We start from the raw sequence: 17,661 nt of genomic DNA, 5'->3' as shown, positions 1-17,661 counted from the left end.
AAAGAACTGCCGGCAGTATACCGGCAGTCTATTTATTTTGCAAATTGTTTAATTAAGTTTTTGAAAAAATCAATAGAACGTTCGAATGCTTTGACTTCAACGTATTCATTTGGTTGGTGTGCTAATGTTTCAATACCAGGACCATAAATTAATGTGGGAATATTGCTGTCTGGATTGAGGACAGAACCATCCGTGTAATAGGCCATGCCTGTAATGTTATTTTCATTTGAAATGTCTAAGGCATTTTGAATAATTTTAGCGTTTTCATTAGTTAAAACCGTAGCGCGGTCAAGTAACACCTGCGTACTTACCTTTGGAGATGTGTTGTCCGAAAAAAGTTGGTTTAAACGTTGATTAAATTGATTATAAAGATTGTCATGAATATTAGGTGTAACTGTTCGAATATCGACATTTAATACACATTGGTCAGGAATAACGTTAGTTTGAATGCCACCGTTAATCATATTTGCTGATATACTACTTTTGCCTAATGCAGCTGTTTCTTCAGCCCATTCTTCTTTTAAGTCATTAACCAAATTAATCACTTTATTCATACCTTCTACGGCATTTATACCTTGTTCGGGCATTGCGCCGTGTGCAGTTTTGCCAGTTAACGTGACTTCTATCCATAAAGCGCCTTTATGCCCAATGGCTACTTTTTCGCTAGTGGGTTCTGCGATAATGATGGCATCTATGTTATCCATAGTTGTACTTTGAACATAATGCTTGGCACCTATTGAATCTACTTCTTCTCCAGCAGTAGCTAAAAATTCAATATCTTTATTTAATTCATAGCCTTCTTCATATAAAGATTCTAATGCGAGATATAAAGCGGCTAAGCCACTTTTCATATCACTTGTTCCTCTTCCGTATAGTTTTCCATCCTCAATTTCGCCTTTAAAAGGATCATATTTCCACTCTTGGGCACCAATTTTTACGGTATCTGTATGACCAGATAATAACAACTTACCAGCGTCACGTTGGTTACTTTTTAAAGTTACTGAAATATTACTTCTTTGGTCACTTAAATTGGTTATATCAAATGGTATATTTTTGGATTCACATCGCTTTTTAAAAACTTGCACTACATTATCTTCGTTAGCTGGTGGATTAGTGCTATCAATATTAATCAATGATTTTAAAAAATCTAAATTAGATTGAGTCATTTTTATTTCCCCCTTGCTTTAAAAAATACTTTTGCTTTATTTTCAGGTTGTAAACTTGGACGTGTAATTTTAAATAGTGATATATCTTGTGTACTTTTCCCTTTAGTAACTAATTCATATAACACCTCTCCTATAGCGCTTGAAAACTTATAGCCGTGTCCTGAAAAGCCACCAGCAATCACAATATGTTCGTATCGAGGATGTTTATCTATGACAAAATTCTCATCTAATGTATTTGTAAACATACAAGTTTTGCCAACATTTATATTTCCGTAAGCTTGCTGCATATATTGATTTAAAAAATGACTAATATCGTTTTCATCTTTTTCGTAAGCGCCAAATGCTTTATTATAATACATTGGATCAATCGGGTCTCCATTATCATATCGGCCAATTTTTAAACCAGTGCCATCGATAGAAGGGAAACCATAGTAAACGCCGCTAGGAACGTCAGCAAAAAACCCGGGAAAACCATCTGATTTATATAAAATATCATCTGAATCAAACCATGCGATGGTCTGTCTAGATGGTTGAAGTTGCAACTGTAAACCTAAGTCATCTAATATTTTCTTATTCCAGGCGCCTCCAGTAATAATTAATTTATTTGCAGTAAATGTATTAGAATTTGTCTGAACGTTAACGACGTCATCAAACATATCGATATTCATAACTGGAGAGTTGGTTTTTAATTCAGCCCCATGGTTTAAAGCAAGTCTTTTAAAAGTACGTATACAATTTTGTGAAAATAAAACGCCTGCCTCAGGTTCATAGCAACCCATTTGATCAGGAGCTATTGTGATACCGGGCCAACGTTCATTAATTTCATCAGCTGATAATGTTTCAACATTTAGATTATATTTACGACCGCCATCTATTGCGGTTTGCACAAATAAAGAATCGCTTTGTCCAAAAGTGATGACTCCAGTATTAGAAAATATACGTTCGTTTGTTTCATTTTGAAGTTCATCCCAAAGTGTTTGCGCTCTTAAAGCAAGTGGTACGTATTCTAAGCCTTCCCCACAGGCATGACGTATTAAACGTGTATCTCCACTGTGGCTACCATTTTCATGCGGTGGGTCAAAAGCATCAATCATCAAAGTTTTGACGCCATTTTTTGCTAAATAATATCCCGCTGACATCCCCATAGAGCCTGCTCCAACAACAATAACTTCATAATGATTTACCATTTTCATTCCCCCTTTGTCGAATTAAATTAAAATGATTTTAATTTGTGTAATTAACTTAAGTGTAATGGAGAGGAGACATAAGTGTAAAATTATAAAAAGAGATGACTGATATCACTAAAAGAGATGTCAAAATAGTGCTTTTTATTTTAAGTAGACAGGGTGAAGTGTCTTATAGAGATACGCCTCAACTAATGATGAGAAGATAGAGTTTAGATGAGGATTAAAAAATTCATTTTTGTGTTGGAAATGAATTTAACACTATTTTTGCTTAAGTGTTGGTTTTCAACGAATTTAATACAGTTAGGCATTTAAATAAATGAATTGAGAAAAATATAACTTTATAAACATTAGTTGTTATACAATTTAATTAAGCAAAACGTAAAGGGGTGTATTAACATGATGATTGCAGATATTATCGGTGGTATCATTAAATTAATCAAAACTTTAGTAGATACTTTCGCTTAAGTTACAAAATGAATTAAATCAATTTAAAGGAGTGCTTATATTATGTCAGGTATCGTAGAAGCAATTTCAAATGCAGTTAAATCTGGTTTAGACCATGATTGGGTTAACATGGGAACTAGTATTGCAGATGTAGTAGCTAAAGGTGTAGACTTCATCGCTGGATTCTTTGGTTAACGAGCACATTTCAATTCAATTTATACTTAATTTTTCAGAATAATACTTAAACAAAAAACTACTGCTATCACACTATGAGTGTCGATTTGCAGTAGTTTTTGTTTGTTATAAATTAAAGAAGAAGTAGTATAAACAATGTATAAATATAAAATAATTATGCAATTATCTTTTTGTATATTTATACAGTTTATTTAAATTGCCCGGAGGCTATAAATAAACTGGCGTCTTTATTCATAAATATGTTTTGTCCATGGTAAAAAGTTTGGACATTGATATTTGAAAGCCCTAATTTAAATAATTCGCTACTGATGTCATCTTGTGCAAATCCATTATAGACTTTTGGATAATAGACGTTTTTGTTTTTATCAAAATCAACTATAATGATTAGACCGTCTTTTTTTAAATAAGCTGTTAATCTTTGTAGTAGCCCCTTATAATTACCACTATGAAGTAATACAAGTGAAAGTATAATCACATCATATGATTGATCGATGATAGTTTGGTTTGAAGCTAGCGCATCACCTTTAATAGCTTCAATATGTTTCTTGCTTAATTTTTGAATTTTTGTATCACATATTTCAACCATTTTAGTTGAAGCGTCCAATATCGTAATGTGGTTGAAATGATGTTCAATGTTAAATGTGACAAGTCCAGTGCCACCGCCATAATCTAATAGGGATTGATAGGGTTGATTTTCTAATAACGTATTCACTTCGAGGGAGATGATTTCAGCTAGTTTAATTCTTTCATCATTATCATAATTTTGAGCGATTTGATTGAACTTAGATTGATTCAAGTTAAACATCCTTTTCTAATTCTAAAATAATTTCTCATAAAATATTAAATATATATTAAATTAGGTAGGCCTAAAGTCTGATTGAGTAGGCTGTGTTTATCTGATTTACTAGAGCGTGGAGAGTTATAATGAGGTGCAGAAATGAGAAAATTATTTAAAATAATAGGACCGCGTTTAAAAGGTTTAGATTATGGAATGTTAGTTAGCTTTATTATATTAGGCATTTTAGGTGTCATAATGATATATAGTGCAAGTATGGTATCTGCGTCTAAAGGTGCCTTAACTGGTGGCATTTCTATTGAAAGTAATTATTTTATGAAAAGGCAATTTATCTTTTTGGTTATAGGCAGTTTGGCCGTTATATTTATAGCAACATGCATCAATATAAATGTATTCAAAAGATCTAATGTACAAAAAATGATAGTTTTAGGAACGTTAGTTTTATTATTAATCACGATTTTAATTGGTAAAGAAATAAACGGTTCAAGAAACTGGATTAATCTAGGTATATTTAGTTTGCAATCTTCTGAATTTCTGAAATTAGCTTCGATTTTTTATCTTTCTTATATCATTAACCAACGCGTTACAAGCCGTAAAGATTATAGTTTGAAACATATGTTGTCTCCACTTGCTATATTAGGTGTTGGGTTATTACTTGTTTTAATGCAAGGAGATTTGGGTGGTACGCTTTTAACAGTAGCAATTATTGGTTGTATTTTAATATACTCGGATATAAAAAATAAGATAAAGTTTCAAATTAGCGTGATCACGCTAATTCCACTATTTGCGTATGGTGTTTATACGTTGATTTTTGATGCAAAAAATCTATATAGACTGAAAAGAATAAAAGTCATGTTAGATCCATTTAAATATGAAAACGATGCAGGTTATCAATTAACGAGTGCATTAACATCGATTGGCAATGGAGGATTAACTGGTAGAGGATTAGGTAATGGCATCGCTAAGTTAGGTTATTTACCTGAACCACATACCGATTTTATATTTACTGTTATCTCAGAAGAATTAGGACTGCTAGGTGTGTTATTTACATTAATAATTTATGGTTATATCTTAGTAAAAGGACTCATTTATGCGAATAAAACGAGTAATCAATTTTATAAATTGATTTGTGTTGGCGTTGTAAGTTACATATTTATGCAAGTGTTTATTAATTTAGCTGGTGTTTCTGGAATTATTCCATTAACGGGCGTAACCTTACCTTTATTAAGTTACGGGGGCTCTTCCATGTTGAGTATTAGTATTGCTTTTGGAGCACTTTTAGCAGTAGCTAGAAGAATTAACAATGAGAGAAAGGATGTTGTAAGATGACTCAATTTTTAAAAGCAGCCCTTTCAGCTATTTTACTTATTATCATTTTAATTAGTATTACAATAGGTGTTGCAAACCCAATAGATCAAACGGTTTACGATATGCTACATACATATTTAAATTCATCTATTTTAATCGATTATCTTTATTTTGTTTCGGTCATTTTTGAACCAGTTATTTGTTTGATTTTAATTTTATGTATATTAGGCGTCTTATTTTTCTATAATAAAACCAAATTTTGGTGGTATGGTTTCTGGTGTTTTTCAGTATTTTTAATAGGCACATTTATGAAATATGCAATTCAACGGTCAAGACCCTCAACTGCATTTGATGGATATAGTTTTCCGAGTATGCACGTGTTAAGTGTATGTCTCTTAGTGAGCTTAGTCTTATTAATCAAACGGAATAAAATGCTATATTTAATTGCAATTGTTTTAGTTATATCAATTATAGCGTCTCGTATTTATGTAGGCGCACATTATTTTACTGACACGATGAGTAGTCTTTTAGTCATCTTTATTATGATTCAGTCACTTCAATATGGAAACCAAACAGACGAAAAACTGGATAAATTGGAATAATTTGCTATGGTAAATATATAGTTTAGTTATTTAATAAAGTAGATGATAAAGGAGGGAATCTATTTGGATAATGAACGTTATTTACATAGAGCTATTGAACTTGCTGAAGCAGCTTTAAATAAAGGGAATGAACCTTTTGGCTCACTTCTCGTAGATATTAAAGGTAATATTTTATTCGAAGATTTCAATCGCATCAGTAGTGGAGATGCAACTGAACATCCAGAAATTGCTATTGCTAAATGGGCTGCGACGCATCTTACCCCTGAAGAAAGGAAAACAAGTATTGTTTTTACTTCGGGAGAACATTGTCCAATGTGCGCTACTGCACATGCGCTCGTTGGATTAGATAAAATTGTGTATGTAAGTTCTTCGAATCAATTGGCTAGTTGGTTGGAAGAGATGAACGTTTCGCCCGCACCTTTTAAAAATTTGCCTATCGAAAGTGTCATTAAAGAAGCGAACGTTGAAGGTCCTTTTGAAGCCTTATCATCAAAAGTAAAAGACTTACATTGTCGTTACTATCAACAGTAAACATGAAGTCGTTTAATATGAATTCACCCCCGTCACTGAAAATAGTGGAGGGGGTGGTTTTATATGTGATTTAATTTGAGATGAAATTACGTTTCCATCACTTTTTTAATAATTTCAGTAGTGTTTGATTTTAAGATATTACTCGGTGTCACTTTATCAATTTCTACATTAAACATAGAACGCAATTTTTCAACTTCTTCTTTTTCTCCAGCTAAATATAATTGTTGCCAACCGTTCTTTTTGGAAGTTTTTTCGACGATAGAGGTTAAACTTTTTAGCCAACGTTCTTGATTTGCCTTAACACGCGCTTTGAACTCATCTCTTTTGGCACCCCCTTGGGTGTAATCATCACCTTGTGGGCCTTGATGTTGGCGCCAATCATTCGTATCTAAATCTAAAGTATAGTCATATTCTCCGATAGCTATACCGATTTCAGTTTCTATCACACGCGCTTTGTCTTGTTGTAATACCACGATGCCAGTATATGGATAACGTTCTGTTAATGATTTCAATTGATCCAATTTAGGCGTATCACCCCAATTAAATTCAGTTTCAATGGGCACGTTAACTAATTGTTCAAACCATAATGACTCGTCTGAAGTGATAAACAATAGCACACCGTTTTTAAAGTCAGGTTCTAAATCCTGCAATCTTTTTTCCACTTTTTTAATAATATCTTTGGATTGGTTCTTTTCCTCATGATTATTACTGTTTTTTGTTCGCTTAGCTAAATCTTGCAAGGCATTTTTAAGTTCTATTTTCCACTTTTCTCCTTGCTCGGGACGTGTATCTAAATACAATGAGAATACTTTTTGGTCATTTTGTTTACCGTTGAATTGTTTCAGTTGGTCAAGTTCTTGTTGTAAAAGCATCATCCATCACCCTTTCAATTACATTTACTCTTAAAATTACCTTTTTTATATTTTTTAAACTTTACGTTTATATATTATTGATTTATGAATTACTTTATTTATTTTGGGGAATAATATAAGCGTAAAACAAAAAAGTATTTATTTTTTATAATCAGGTTTTTAATAAACATTGAATACGGAAAATTAATTTATCTATTATTTGATGATTTGACTTTTTATATTTTAAAGTTTTTATAAGTTGAATTAGCCATGACGGTCGTAGGAAAAGCATTTTGAAATGTTTAACCCTATTATGAATGGGAAAATTAAATATATTAGTATCATGTTATAACCAAATGATATAAATCATTAAGGGGGTCTTCATATGGGTACACTCATTTTTCTTTTAGTTATAGCTATAATCGTTATTATTTATTTACTTGTAAAACAAAAATTTGCGAAAGATTTTCAAATTCAAAAAAGTAAAAGATACAGAGAAAAAAGAGTTATGGATTTTATCCATAACGCATATAAAATAGAAAAAATTGAAGCGATTCATCAAAAACGTGATCATTTAGAACTCATTTATAATCGTAAAACTTTAGATGTGAAAAAAGAGCAAGTGATTTTCGTTGATGAAGCGGACCAAGAAAACGTCGAGTCTAAATTTAAGTTGACAGAAGATGATAATAAAGAAGACATGTTTGATAATATTTTAGAAAACACACATTTTTATATGACAAAAGAACGCTTTGATCATTTAATGATTCAATCTAAAAAGTAATTAATATTATGATGCGTGTATAGTTATAAAGGAGGCCTTTGTATGACGCCAGTGGTAAAAGGATATAGAATTGACGGTGACTTAGAAGTTGATGTTGTAGCACTACAAGATAAAGGTGTAGGTAGTCAAGATATGTACGTATTATCATTAGATAAAAGTCGTACTGACAAAATTGCTGAAGATACAGGAATTACAGGTATCGATATTGAAAAGGAAAACAACCCTGATAGAGTTGCTTTGAAAGAAAAACTTAAGGCAATTGGGGTAGATGATAATACTGTAGCCACATTTAAAAAGGATATGGACGAAGACAAAGTTTATCTAATCGTAACTGATTCCAGAGTGAAGGGATTATTGTAAAGTTTGTAGGTGATGAGATGGCATTACTCAAGGTTAGCAATCTTACTAAACGTTTCAACCACTTTCACGCTTTAAATGGCGTGAATATGGAGGTAAACGAGGGAGAAGTTTATGGATTTATAGGTCCGAATGGTGCTGGTAAATCAACGACGATTAAAGCAATTTTAGGTATGTTAAAGCCAACACAAGGCACGATTGAAATGTATGGCAAAGATGTGCATAAACACGCGGTTGAAGTGCATAAACATATCGCCTTTGTTCCTGGCGATGTTAACTTATGGCCCAACTTAACAGGCGGGGAGATTATTGACTTTTTCTTAAACTTGCACGGGCGTGCCAACCATGAACGGAAGGAAACATTGATTAAGCAGTTTGAGCTTGATGTCAGCAAAAAATGTAAATCATATTCAACTGGTAATCGTCAAAAAGTAGCGCTAATTGCAGCTTTTAGTATCGATGCAGATTTGTATATATTAGATGAGCCTACTTCAGGGTTAGATCCGTTAATGGAAGATGTTTTTCAAAAATGTATTGAAGAGATAAAAAGCCAAAATAAAAGTGTGCTCTTATCAAGTCATATTTTAAGTGAAGTAGAAAAGTTGTGCGATCGTGTAAGCATTATACGGAAAGGGCAAATTGTGGAAACTGGTACATTAGATGAAATGCGCCATCTTACAAGAATGCATTTTATTGTAGAGAGTACACAAGCTTTAAGTCACTTATCGCAAGTACCCGGGGTCCATAACTTAACACAAGAAGACGAAACTTATTATTTTAAAGTAGATTCTGAAAAAATTTCCGGGGTAATTAACTATTTAGGAAATTATGAAATCAAACGCTTAGCATCCCAACCTCCAACTTTAGAAGATATCTTTAAAAGACATTATGAAGACAATGATAAAGTTGGTGAGTAAATATGAAATCAAAATTTTATCAAACAACTAAAATTTTCTTGTTCTATTTAAAAAGAAACCGTTTGAAAATGCTATTGTGGCTTGTTATTTTAGTAGGTTTGACATTAATGATTCCACCAGCTTTTGAATCGATGTATCCAGATCCAGCTAAAATGACGACTATTATTGAAATGTCTGAAAATCCAGCGATGGAAGCTATGCTCGGCCCAGGAGATTTTAGACAGGCCAATGTAGGGGTCTTATTTACCCATGAGATGATTTTATTTACTGGAATCATGTTAGCTATTATGAATATAACTATTTTAGCTAAAGACACGCGGGGTGATGAAGAAGATGGCAGGACAGAGATTTTGAATGCTTTACCTATCGGCAGACAAGCTACTGTATTAAGCCATTTAGCAATGTGTATGTTGCTCAACATTTGCTTTGCTTTATTAACTACATTAGGTTTAGTGTCGCTTGGTATTGAAAGCATAGATTTTTCTGGCGCCGTGATTTTTAGCGTGACGCTGGGTATGTTTGGTATTATGATTGCAACGTTTACTATTTTAATAGCCCAAATAGTAGCCACGAGCACTGAAGTAGTCGGTGTTGGTATTTCATTTTTACTAGTTATGTACTTACTACGTGCTTTTGGTGATGTAAGTAATGAGAAACTTTCGTTGATTTCGCCTATGGGCTGGTTATCAAGAAGCTACGCTTTTTCAGAGAATAACTGGTGGCCTTTTTGGTGGATGCTCATATTATCAATTATCGTAGTATGTCTTAGTTTTAAATTAAACGCAATGCGAGATATGAATGAAACTTTGCTACCTAAAAGCGTACATAGACGTCATGCAAAATGGTATATGAAATCTCCATTAGGTTTACAAATAAGACTTCAAAAATCAGCATTTATTTATTTTAGTATTGGCTTGTTTGTATTAGGTTTATCATACGGGTCTATCTTTGGCGATATAAATGACTTTTTTGAAAATAATCCTTTATTAAAATCTATGATACCTAATGCATCGGGGAATTATGCGGAACATTTTTTACCACAATTAATGTTAATCATGGCAATGGTCAGTACTATCCCCGCATTGATGACTTTATTTAAAGTTAAAAAAGAACAAGATAAAGGTTATACAGTTTTTGTATTATCCAAACCTCTATCACGCGGTAAATATTTGTTAAGTTTTTGGTTGCTTGCATTAGTAAATGCTGTTGTAATGTTGTTCTTATCCGGATTAGGTTTGTATGTTGGGCAATATTATGCTATGAAGGAGCCTTTCCAATTCGATACAATCATTACTTCGGCAATTGTCCATGTACCCGCTATACTTGTATTTATCGGCATAGGCACTCTTATCGTTGGGTGGGGCATGCGCTTAATCTTAGCGGTTTATGCTTTTTTAGCTTATACCTTTTTAGTTAACTACTTGGGTGTGTTGTTAAATATTAAAGCGTGGATGAAAGATATCACGCCTTTTAAACATATACCGCAATTGCCAATTGAAAATTTTCATATACAACCATTCATTGTTATGTTTATTATCTTTGTTGTGCTAAGTATTATAGGGTTTATTGGTTTTGGTAAAAAAGACTTATAGTTAACACGTTCTCAAAATTAGATGTTTATATGACGGAACTGATTAAGAAACAGGGTTTTACTAAAATTAGTCTATTGCTTTTTAAATATCAGCTTGTAAAAGCAACCTTATATGATTGATTTTCAAAAAAATATGTTAAGTGTGTTTTTGAGTAAAGCGAAACAAATTAAATTTTTGTTTCGTCTCTTTCGTGTTTTATAATCAAGAGAAATAGCGTTTTATAGAGTCGGTACATTGACGTAGTAGTATTATATTATGCCAATATACCGACTCTCTTTGTTTATACATTTTTTATGAAACGCCTCTCAATAGTATTGTAATGATTCTATTACCTCAATTGCCCTTTTCATGTGAAAATAACTTATATTCTACTTTAATTCAGGGTAGAAGCGTACAGTCATCGGCACCATGATTTTGGATTGTTTTTGATAATACCATTATAATATAGGTCTTTTATTAGCTTGTTGTTTGTATGTAAAATATACGTTTTCACTTGCTTTCAATATAACTGTTTTATAATTCCTACAATAATGAGTTGATGACGCATATTAAAAGGGTGATTCTATTAATAAGATAAACGGATGCATTCATTTTGGATTATGTGAGATTTTATGTAACTTCTTGTAAACCTTACGATAGGAAGTGTGAATATACACATAGTGGAAGTTAAATGAGTTAGATTTAAGCTATAAAATGGAACTAGTATAAGTCTAGTTGAAAGTAACAGAAATACTAAATGGTTTTACTTTTCTAACAAACGTAATTAAAAGTTTGGTTTGTATTTAAACGCAAATGAATTGAAACGAGATATCCACGTACTTTTTCAATAAACGCCTTTGAACAAAATGATATATACATCTATCTATATAGATGATAATCTATATAGTGTTCAGGAGGGATTATTTTGTCGTATAAAGCGTTATCGTCCATTTTAAAAATTTTGGGAGATTCAAGTAGGTTAGAGATTATTGATTTACTTTCATGCGGTGAATTGTGTGCGTGTGATTTACTGGAATATTTTAAATTTTCGCAGCCAACTTTAAGTCACCATATGAAATTATTAATCAACCATGATTTGGTTTCATCACGAAAAGAAGGTAATAAACGTATGTATAACCTCAACCATGATATATTAAAAGCAGTTATAGACAATTTAAATACGATTCATTTAGCCGATGCTTCATGTGTTTGTAAAAATATACAATCAGGTGAATGCTTATGATGGATATTTTAGCAATTTGTATTTTTGTGGTTACTTTGATATTTGTGATTTGGCAGCCTAAAGGCTTAGATATTGGTATAACAGCGCTGATCGGTGCCATCATTGCTATTATTACTGGTGTGGTAAGCTTTTCAGATGTACTTGAAGTAACATCGATTGTATGGAATGCGACATTGACATTCGTTGCAGTGATTTTGATTTCGTTGATTTTAGATGAAATAGGCTTCTTTGAATGGTCTGCAAGGCATATGGTCCGAGCTTCAAAAGGTAATGGATTAAAAATGTTTATCTTTATTATGTTATTAGGTTCAATTGTGGCTGCATTTTTTGCAAATGATGGAGCAGCTTTAATATTAACGCCTATTGTTTTAGCAATGGTCCGCAACCTTGGATTTAATAAAAAAGTCATATTCCCATTTATTATTGCGAGTGGATTTATTGCAGATACGACATCTTTACCATTTATTGTCAGCAATTTGGTTAATATTGTTTCTGCAGATTATTTCAACATTGGTTTTATAGCGTATTTTGGTCGAATGTTGATTCCAAATATTTTTGCACTTTGTGCAAGTATTTTAGTGCTATGGTTATATTTTAAAAAAGCCATCCCTAAATCATTTGAAACTAAAAGACTTTTAGCGCCTCAAGAAGCCATCAAAGATAAAAGGTTATTTAACATATCATGGGTTGTGTTAATCATATTGCTCATTGGTTATTTAGTAAGTGAATTGATTCATATCCCGGTATCAATAATTGCTGGCGCGATTGCATTACTATTTGTATTATTCGCACGTAAATCTAGCGCTGTACATACAAAACGTGTCATTAAAGAGGCGCCCTGGAATATCGTTATTTTTTCATTAGGTATGTATTTAGTTGTATTTGGTTTGAAAAACGTAGGTATAACTACTGTTTTAGCCGATATATTATCACATATTTCAGAGTATGGGTTATTGAACAGCATTTTAGGTATGGGATTTATTTCAGCTTTTTTATCATCAGTTATGAATAATTTACCAACCGTTTTAATAGACGCCATTGCGGTTGACCAATCTGGTATAACTGGCATAATTAAAGAAGGTATGATTTATGCGAATGTAATCGGTTCGGATTTAGGCCCGAAAATTACACCAATTGGTTCTTTAGCAACTTTACTTTGGCTACACGTTTTGACACAAAAAGGTGTTAAAATAGGTTGGGGCACTTATTTCAAAACGGGGATTGTAATTACCATACCAGTGCTATTTCTTACTTTAATCGGGTTATACTTAACCTTAATTATATTTTAAGTGAGTGTTTATTCAAGACACTTTAAAAAGTGGGAACCAGAAACGTTAATTCAAATCAATAAATCGAAAATCCCCAATGTTAACTATTAACACTGGGGATTTGATTTAAAAACAGATATGATTTATGAAGCCTTATTTTTAACTATTGCTAAGACTTGATATTGATTGTTTAGGATTAGATATTATATTTTCTCTACATGACCTTGAATGATAGAACCTGTGCCAGTATGTTTAATACCTTCATTACGATAGATCTCATGCTGTTCTAATTGATGAATCTTAACAGGCAAATGCTTTAAATAAGATTCGATTTCATTAATAGTATATAACATGGATTCGTCTTTAGGACCGCCAGTGCCATATGCTAATTGTTCTTTTGAATAAAACTCAAAATAACTATAACCGCCTACGACTAATGATTGAACGAGATTATTGAACATCTCTTGTTTGCCTTCATTAGGCACATGACCAAAGATGTTAATACTATAGTCAAATGATGACTGAGGTGTTAATTTAGGCTTTGTGATGTCTCCATAGTTTGCATCGATATCAACACGTGCTTCACTTGCTAATTGGTATTGCTTATTAATTCCAACTTGTGACATATCATAAGTTGTTATATCATACCCAAGTTTTGCTAGATATATCGCGTTACGGCCTTCACCTTCTGCAAGTAATAAAATTTTCTCATTATTGTTTGTTTGCTTTTTAAAAATATCTTTGACAAATGAATTCGCTTCTTTGCCATAAATATATTCTTCTGAATCAAATTTTTCATCCCAGTGATTCAATTTAAAGCCTCCTTTTTAATTTATTAAAATACAAGTTGTATAATTGCGATTGCGATTAAGATACTGACAATGGTTTTTTGAACAGTATCAGGTACCTTGGCACCTACTTTTAGTCCTATAGGCGCAAAGAGCATGCTTCCAATTATTAAGAATATTGCACTTTCTAGAGGGATATAACCTTGTATGAATTTAATGATAAAAGCCCCTATTGATGATATGAAAGCAATGACGATACTGTTAGTCACTACTGTATTCATTGGCAATTTGAATAAAACTAACAATACGGGAATAATAATAAATGCGCCGCCTGCACCTACAATGCCTGATACTACGCCAATTCCAAATCCTACTATGATAAGTAAAACAGGTTTGAACCTTACCTCTTGGGAAACAGATTTAACTTTAACAAACATTAATAATAATGCAACAATGGCGATGATTATATATATAGTGTTTATAAAAGTAGCGTTAAATAAATTAGCTAGCATTGCTCCGAATATGCTTCCAATAACCATACCTCCGCCCATATTCATTACAAGTTTAGGTGAGAATTCAGCTTTCTTTCTCGCCTTAAATGAGCCGCTGAGTGTACTAAAAAACACTTGGCTAGAAGTGAGACCCGAAGCAATATATGCGCTATAGACAGGAGCCCCTAATAAGGACGGTAACAACAAAATAGCTGGATAAATAATAATGGCTCCTCCTATGCCTACCAAGCCAGATATAAAACCTCCAAATATGCCAATCAACAACATAGTTATTATATTGAGCATGTCCATTATTTACTTTTTACCAATAAATTCACAGCTTCATTAATCATTTCTTGAGAACTTTCTCCCTTATCATCGGCTGCTTTTACACATTCTATTAAATTTTCACTTATAATAACACCCATCAAACGTTGGATTGAACTCTTTGATGCACTGAGTTGCGTAATGACATCTTTACAATCCTTTTCTTCTTCCATCATTTTAATAACGCCGTTTAATTGGCCTTGTATTCTATTGATGCGATTTACCATTTGTTTATTATAATCCATATTGGTTTCCTCCGATTTTAAATTGAATATATTTATAGTAATAAATTTATAGTAAATTGTCAAATACCTACCGGGGTATTTGACTTAGGTTGTTTTTACCTGTTACTATACCCCTATAGGTATCTAGAGGAGGAAAATATGAAACAATATCAAGAAGAACATATTAACGAATTAAGTAAAGTAGAGTTAGAGCAATTGGGGAAAAAAGGACAATTGATTGATGTTAGAACACCAGAAGAATATGAGTTAGGGCATATTACTGGCGCAATATTACATTCTGTAGAAAATATTGACACATTCGATAAGAACAAGGATAAAACTTATTATGTCTACTGCAAAAGTGGTAATAGAAGCGCTAAAGCAAGCGAATATTTAGCTAAACAAGGTTATGACGTTGTGAATTTAGACGGTGGTTATACAGCTTATGAAAAACAAAATATGAATCATGACGATGTGGTGGAAGATGGTAATAAAGCAATCAAACCGAGCCGCAAACAATTTAATTTTAATGGTCTTCAATGCCCGGGCCCTATAGTTAATCTTAGTAAAGAAATAAAAAATATTGAAATAGGCGACCAAATTGAAGTAACCGTTACTGATCCTGGTTTTCTTAGTGATATTAAAAGCTGGTCGAAACAGACAGGACACTCACTTGTTAAGTTGGAGGAAAATCATGATGGAATCAATGCTATTATCCAAAAAGAAAAACTAAAAGAACTGGAAGTAAATCATACTGCTAAAGGTACTACAATTGTGCTCTTTAGTGGTGAATTAGATAAAGCGGTGGCAGCAATGATTATTGCGAATGGTGCTAAAGCTGCAGGCAGAGATGTAACGATCTTCTTTACTTTCTGGGGGCTTAATGCATTAAAAAAAGCACAAGCAACGCATGTTAAGAAGAAAGGCATTGCAAAAATGTTCGATTTGATGTTGCCGAAGACGCCAGTGCGCATGCCATTATCAAAAATGAATATGTTCGGTTTAGGTAATATCATGATGCGTTACGTAATGAAAAAGAAAAATGTAGATTCTTTACCATCACTTATCAATCAAGCGATAGAACAAGATATTAAATTAATCGCATGTACGATGAGCATGGATGTTATGGGAATTACAAAAGAAGAATTAAGAGATGAAGTTGAATTTGGCGGTGTAGGCACTTATATAGGCGAAACAGAACAAGCGAGCCATAATTTATTTATTTAACAAATTAAATTTATTTAAAAAAGGAGTTTTTCTATGTTTTTCAAACAATTCTATGATAACCATTTATCTCAAGCATCTTATTTAATTGGATGTCAACGTACAGGGGAAGCGATGATTATTGATCCAATACGGGACTTAACAAAATATATGACAGTTGCAGATGACGAAGGTTTTACAATTACGAAAGCTGCTGAAACGCATATTCATGCTGACTTTGCTTCAGGTATTAGAGATGTTGCGGACAAATTGGACGTAAGTATATACGTTTCTGGTGAAGGTGACGATGATTTGAGTTATAAAAAGATGCCAAAACAAACTCATTTTGTTAGACATCAAGACACTATTTATGTAGGAAATATTAAATTAGAAGTCTTGCATACGCCAGGTCATACCCCTGAGAGTATTAGTTTCTTACTTACTGACGAGGGGGGAGGCTCTAATATACCGATGGGACTATTTAGTGGTGACTTTATCTTCGTTGGTGATATAGGTAGACCTGATTTATTAGAAAAAGCTGTTCAAATGAAAGGCTCAACAGAAATCGGTGCAAAACAAATGTATCAATCTATAAATAGTGTTAAAGATTTACCAGATTATATTCAAATTTGGCCAGGTCATGGTGCAGGTAGCCCATGTGGTAAAGCATTAGGGGCAGTACCGATGTCTACGTTAGGTTACGAAAAAATAAACAACTGGGCCTTTAATGTAACTGATGAAGCAACGTTTGTTGAAACATTGACATCAAACCAACCAGCCCCACCGCATCATTTTGCCCAAATGAAACAAATTAACCAATTTGGTATGAGCATGTACCAACCTTATAATGTTTACCCTAGCTCAAACAATGAAAGAATCGCTTTTGATCTTCGTAGTAAAGAAGCTTTCCATGGCGGTCATACGCAAGGAACTATCAATATTCCTTATAATCACAACTTTATTAATCAAATCGGTTGGTATTTAGACTATGATAAAGATATAGACTTAATTGGCGATAAAGCTACAGTTGAAGAAGCAGTGCATACTTTACAATTAATTGGTTTTGAAAATGTAGCAGGTTATCGTTTGCCACAAACAACAATCATGACATCTTCTATTCACAGCGCGGATATGACTGGCAAAGAAACTCATGTGCTAGATGTGCGTAACGATGAAGAATGGAACCAAGGACATTTAGAACAAGCGGTGAATATCCCTCATGGTAAATTATTAAGCGCAGAAATTCCTTTTGATAAAAACGATAAAATATACGTTCATTGTCAATCAGGGGTTAGAAGTTCGATTGCAACGGGTATACTAGAATATAGAGGTTTTACTAATATTGTAAACGTTAGAGAAGGCTATCAAGATTTACCATCCTCATTAAAATAATTTAAGGATGTGGGTA

General features: G+C 32.8%; 19 protein-coding genes. 12 read left to right on the top strand and 7 right to left on the bottom strand.

What is annotated here, in order from left to right:
• Positions 1-32: 32 nt before the first annotated feature.
• Together BJG89_RS13675 and solA are read right to left on the bottom strand one after the other, a co-directional pair.
• Positions 33-1,166 (bottom strand): M20 family metallopeptidase, encoded by a 1,134-nt coding sequence (locus BJG89_RS13675; RefSeq protein ID WP_096811111.1) that lies wholly within the window; start codon positions 1,164-1,166, stop codon positions 33-35.
• A gap of 2 nt (positions 1,167-1,168) precedes the next feature.
• Positions 1,169-2,353: an N-methyl-L-tryptophan oxidase gene (solA, locus tag BJG89_RS13670; protein ID WP_096811110.1), complete on the bottom strand. Its 1,185-nt coding sequence runs from the start codon at positions 2,351-2,353 to the stop codon at positions 1,169-1,171.
• Positions 2,354-2,860: 507 nt separating this feature from the next.
• On the opposite strand from solA, the gene BJG89_RS13665 reads away from it, so the two are divergent.
• Positions 2,861-2,992 (top strand): beta-class phenol-soluble modulin, encoded by a 132-nt coding sequence (locus BJG89_RS13665; protein WP_096811109.1) that lies wholly within the window; start codon positions 2,861-2,863, stop codon positions 2,990-2,992.
• A gap of 187 nt (positions 2,993-3,179) precedes the next feature.
• Here the strand turns inward: BJG89_RS13665 and BJG89_RS13660 are convergent, their stop codons facing one another.
• Entirely contained in the window at positions 3,180-3,788 is a 609-nt protein-coding gene (locus BJG89_RS13660) for a class I SAM-dependent methyltransferase (RefSeq protein WP_096811108.1), read from the bottom strand.
• Between the two features lie 141 nt (positions 3,789-3,929).
• On the opposite strand from BJG89_RS13660, the gene BJG89_RS13655 reads away from it, so the two are divergent.
• From BJG89_RS13655 to BJG89_RS13645, 3 genes are all read left to right on the top strand, one after another.
• Complete coding sequence (locus tag BJG89_RS13655; protein ID WP_096811107.1) at positions 3,930-5,117, top strand: FtsW/RodA/SpoVE family cell cycle protein; 1,188 nt, start codon at positions 3,930-3,932, stop codon at positions 5,115-5,117.
• Positions 5,114-5,698, top strand: coding sequence for a phosphatase PAP2 family protein (locus BJG89_RS13650; protein ID WP_096811106.1), 585 nt, complete (start codon positions 5,114-5,116; stop codon positions 5,696-5,698). The genes BJG89_RS13655 and BJG89_RS13650 overlap by 4 nt, the downstream gene beginning before the upstream one ends.
• A 63-nt stretch (positions 5,699-5,761) precedes the next feature.
• Positions 5,762-6,229: a nucleoside deaminase gene (locus tag BJG89_RS13645; protein ID WP_096811105.1), complete on the top strand. Its 468-nt coding sequence runs from the start codon at positions 5,762-5,764 to the stop codon at positions 6,227-6,229.
• Positions 6,230-6,315: 86 nt separating this feature from the next.
• On the opposite strand, the gene BJG89_RS13640 is transcribed toward BJG89_RS13645, so the two are convergent.
• Positions 6,316-7,101, bottom strand: coding sequence for a VLRF1 family aeRF1-type release factor (locus BJG89_RS13640; RefSeq protein WP_096811104.1), 786 nt, complete (start codon positions 7,099-7,101; stop codon positions 6,316-6,318).
• 364 nt (positions 7,102-7,465) lie between these two features.
• Between BJG89_RS13640 and BJG89_RS13635 the strand changes: the two genes are divergently transcribed.
• The 6 genes from BJG89_RS13635 to arsB all read left to right on the top strand — a co-directional run bounded on the left by BJG89_RS13635 (position 7,466) and on the right by arsB (position 13,241).
• Entirely contained in the window at positions 7,466-7,864 is a 399-nt protein-coding gene (locus BJG89_RS13635) for a hypothetical protein (protein ID WP_096811103.1), read from the top strand.
• A gap of 42 nt (positions 7,865-7,906) precedes the next feature.
• Positions 7,907-8,224: a general stress protein gene (locus tag BJG89_RS13630; RefSeq protein WP_096811102.1), complete on the top strand. Its 318-nt coding sequence runs from the start codon at positions 7,907-7,909 to the stop codon at positions 8,222-8,224.
• Positions 8,225-8,241: 17 nt separating this feature from the next.
• A complete protein-coding gene (locus BJG89_RS13625) occupies positions 8,242-9,138 on the top strand; it encodes an ABC transporter ATP-binding protein (protein WP_096811101.1) in 897 nt (298 codons plus the stop codon).
• Positions 9,139-9,140: 2 nt separating this feature from the next.
• A complete protein-coding gene (locus BJG89_RS13620; RefSeq protein WP_096811100.1) occupies positions 9,141-10,730 on the top strand; it encodes an ABC transporter permease in 1,590 nt (529 codons plus the stop codon).
• Between the two features lie 904 nt (positions 10,731-11,634).
• Entirely contained in the window at positions 11,635-11,952 is a 318-nt protein-coding gene (locus BJG89_RS13615) for an ArsR/SmtB family transcription factor (protein ID WP_096811099.1), read from the top strand.
• A complete protein-coding gene (arsB, locus tag BJG89_RS13610) occupies positions 11,949-13,241 on the top strand; it encodes an arsenite efflux transporter membrane subunit ArsB (RefSeq protein ID WP_198401688.1) in 1,293 nt (430 codons plus the stop codon). The genes BJG89_RS13615 and arsB overlap by 4 nt, the downstream gene beginning before the upstream one ends.
• A 182-nt stretch (positions 13,242-13,423) precedes the next feature.
• Here arsB and BJG89_RS13605 read toward each other — a convergent pair whose 3' ends face one another.
• The 3 genes from BJG89_RS13605 to cstR are packed head-to-tail and all read right to left on the bottom strand — an operon-like array spanning position 13,424 to position 15,071.
• A complete protein-coding gene (locus BJG89_RS13605) occupies positions 13,424-14,032 on the bottom strand; it encodes a class I SAM-dependent methyltransferase (RefSeq protein ID WP_096811098.1) in 609 nt (202 codons plus the stop codon).
• Between the two features lie 23 nt (positions 14,033-14,055).
• On the bottom strand, positions 14,056-14,811 hold the full coding sequence (locus BJG89_RS13600; RefSeq protein WP_096811097.1) for a sulfite exporter TauE/SafE family protein: 756 nt from the start codon (positions 14,809-14,811) through the stop codon (positions 14,056-14,058).
• Positions 14,811-15,071, bottom strand: a complete 261-nt coding sequence (gene cstR / locus BJG89_RS13595; RefSeq protein ID WP_017722250.1) for a persulfide-sensing transcriptional repressor CstR — start codon at positions 15,069-15,071, stop codon at positions 14,811-14,813. The genes BJG89_RS13600 and cstR overlap by 1 nt, the downstream gene beginning before the upstream one ends.
• Positions 15,072-15,209: 138 nt before the next feature.
• On the opposite strand from cstR, the gene BJG89_RS13590 reads away from it, so the two are divergent.
• Positions 15,210-16,277, top strand: coding sequence for a DsrE/DsrF/DrsH-like family protein (locus BJG89_RS13590; protein WP_096811096.1), 1,068 nt, complete (start codon positions 15,210-15,212; stop codon positions 16,275-16,277).
• A 33-nt stretch (positions 16,278-16,310) separates the two neighbouring features.
• Positions 16,311-17,645, top strand: a complete 1,335-nt coding sequence (cstB, locus tag BJG89_RS13585; RefSeq protein ID WP_096811095.1) for a persulfide dioxygenase-sulfurtransferase CstB — start codon at positions 16,311-16,313, stop codon at positions 17,643-17,645.
• Positions 17,646-17,661: the final 16 nt, after the last annotated feature.

Origin of the sequence: Staphylococcus nepalensis (assembly GCF_002442935.1) — a bacterium.
In the GTDB taxonomy this organism is placed as follows: Bacteria; Bacillota; Bacilli; order Staphylococcales; family Staphylococcaceae; genus Staphylococcus; species Staphylococcus nepalensis.
The sequence above is the reverse complement of the archived record's forward strand: the minus strand, read 5'-3'. Positions and strand labels throughout refer to the sequence as shown.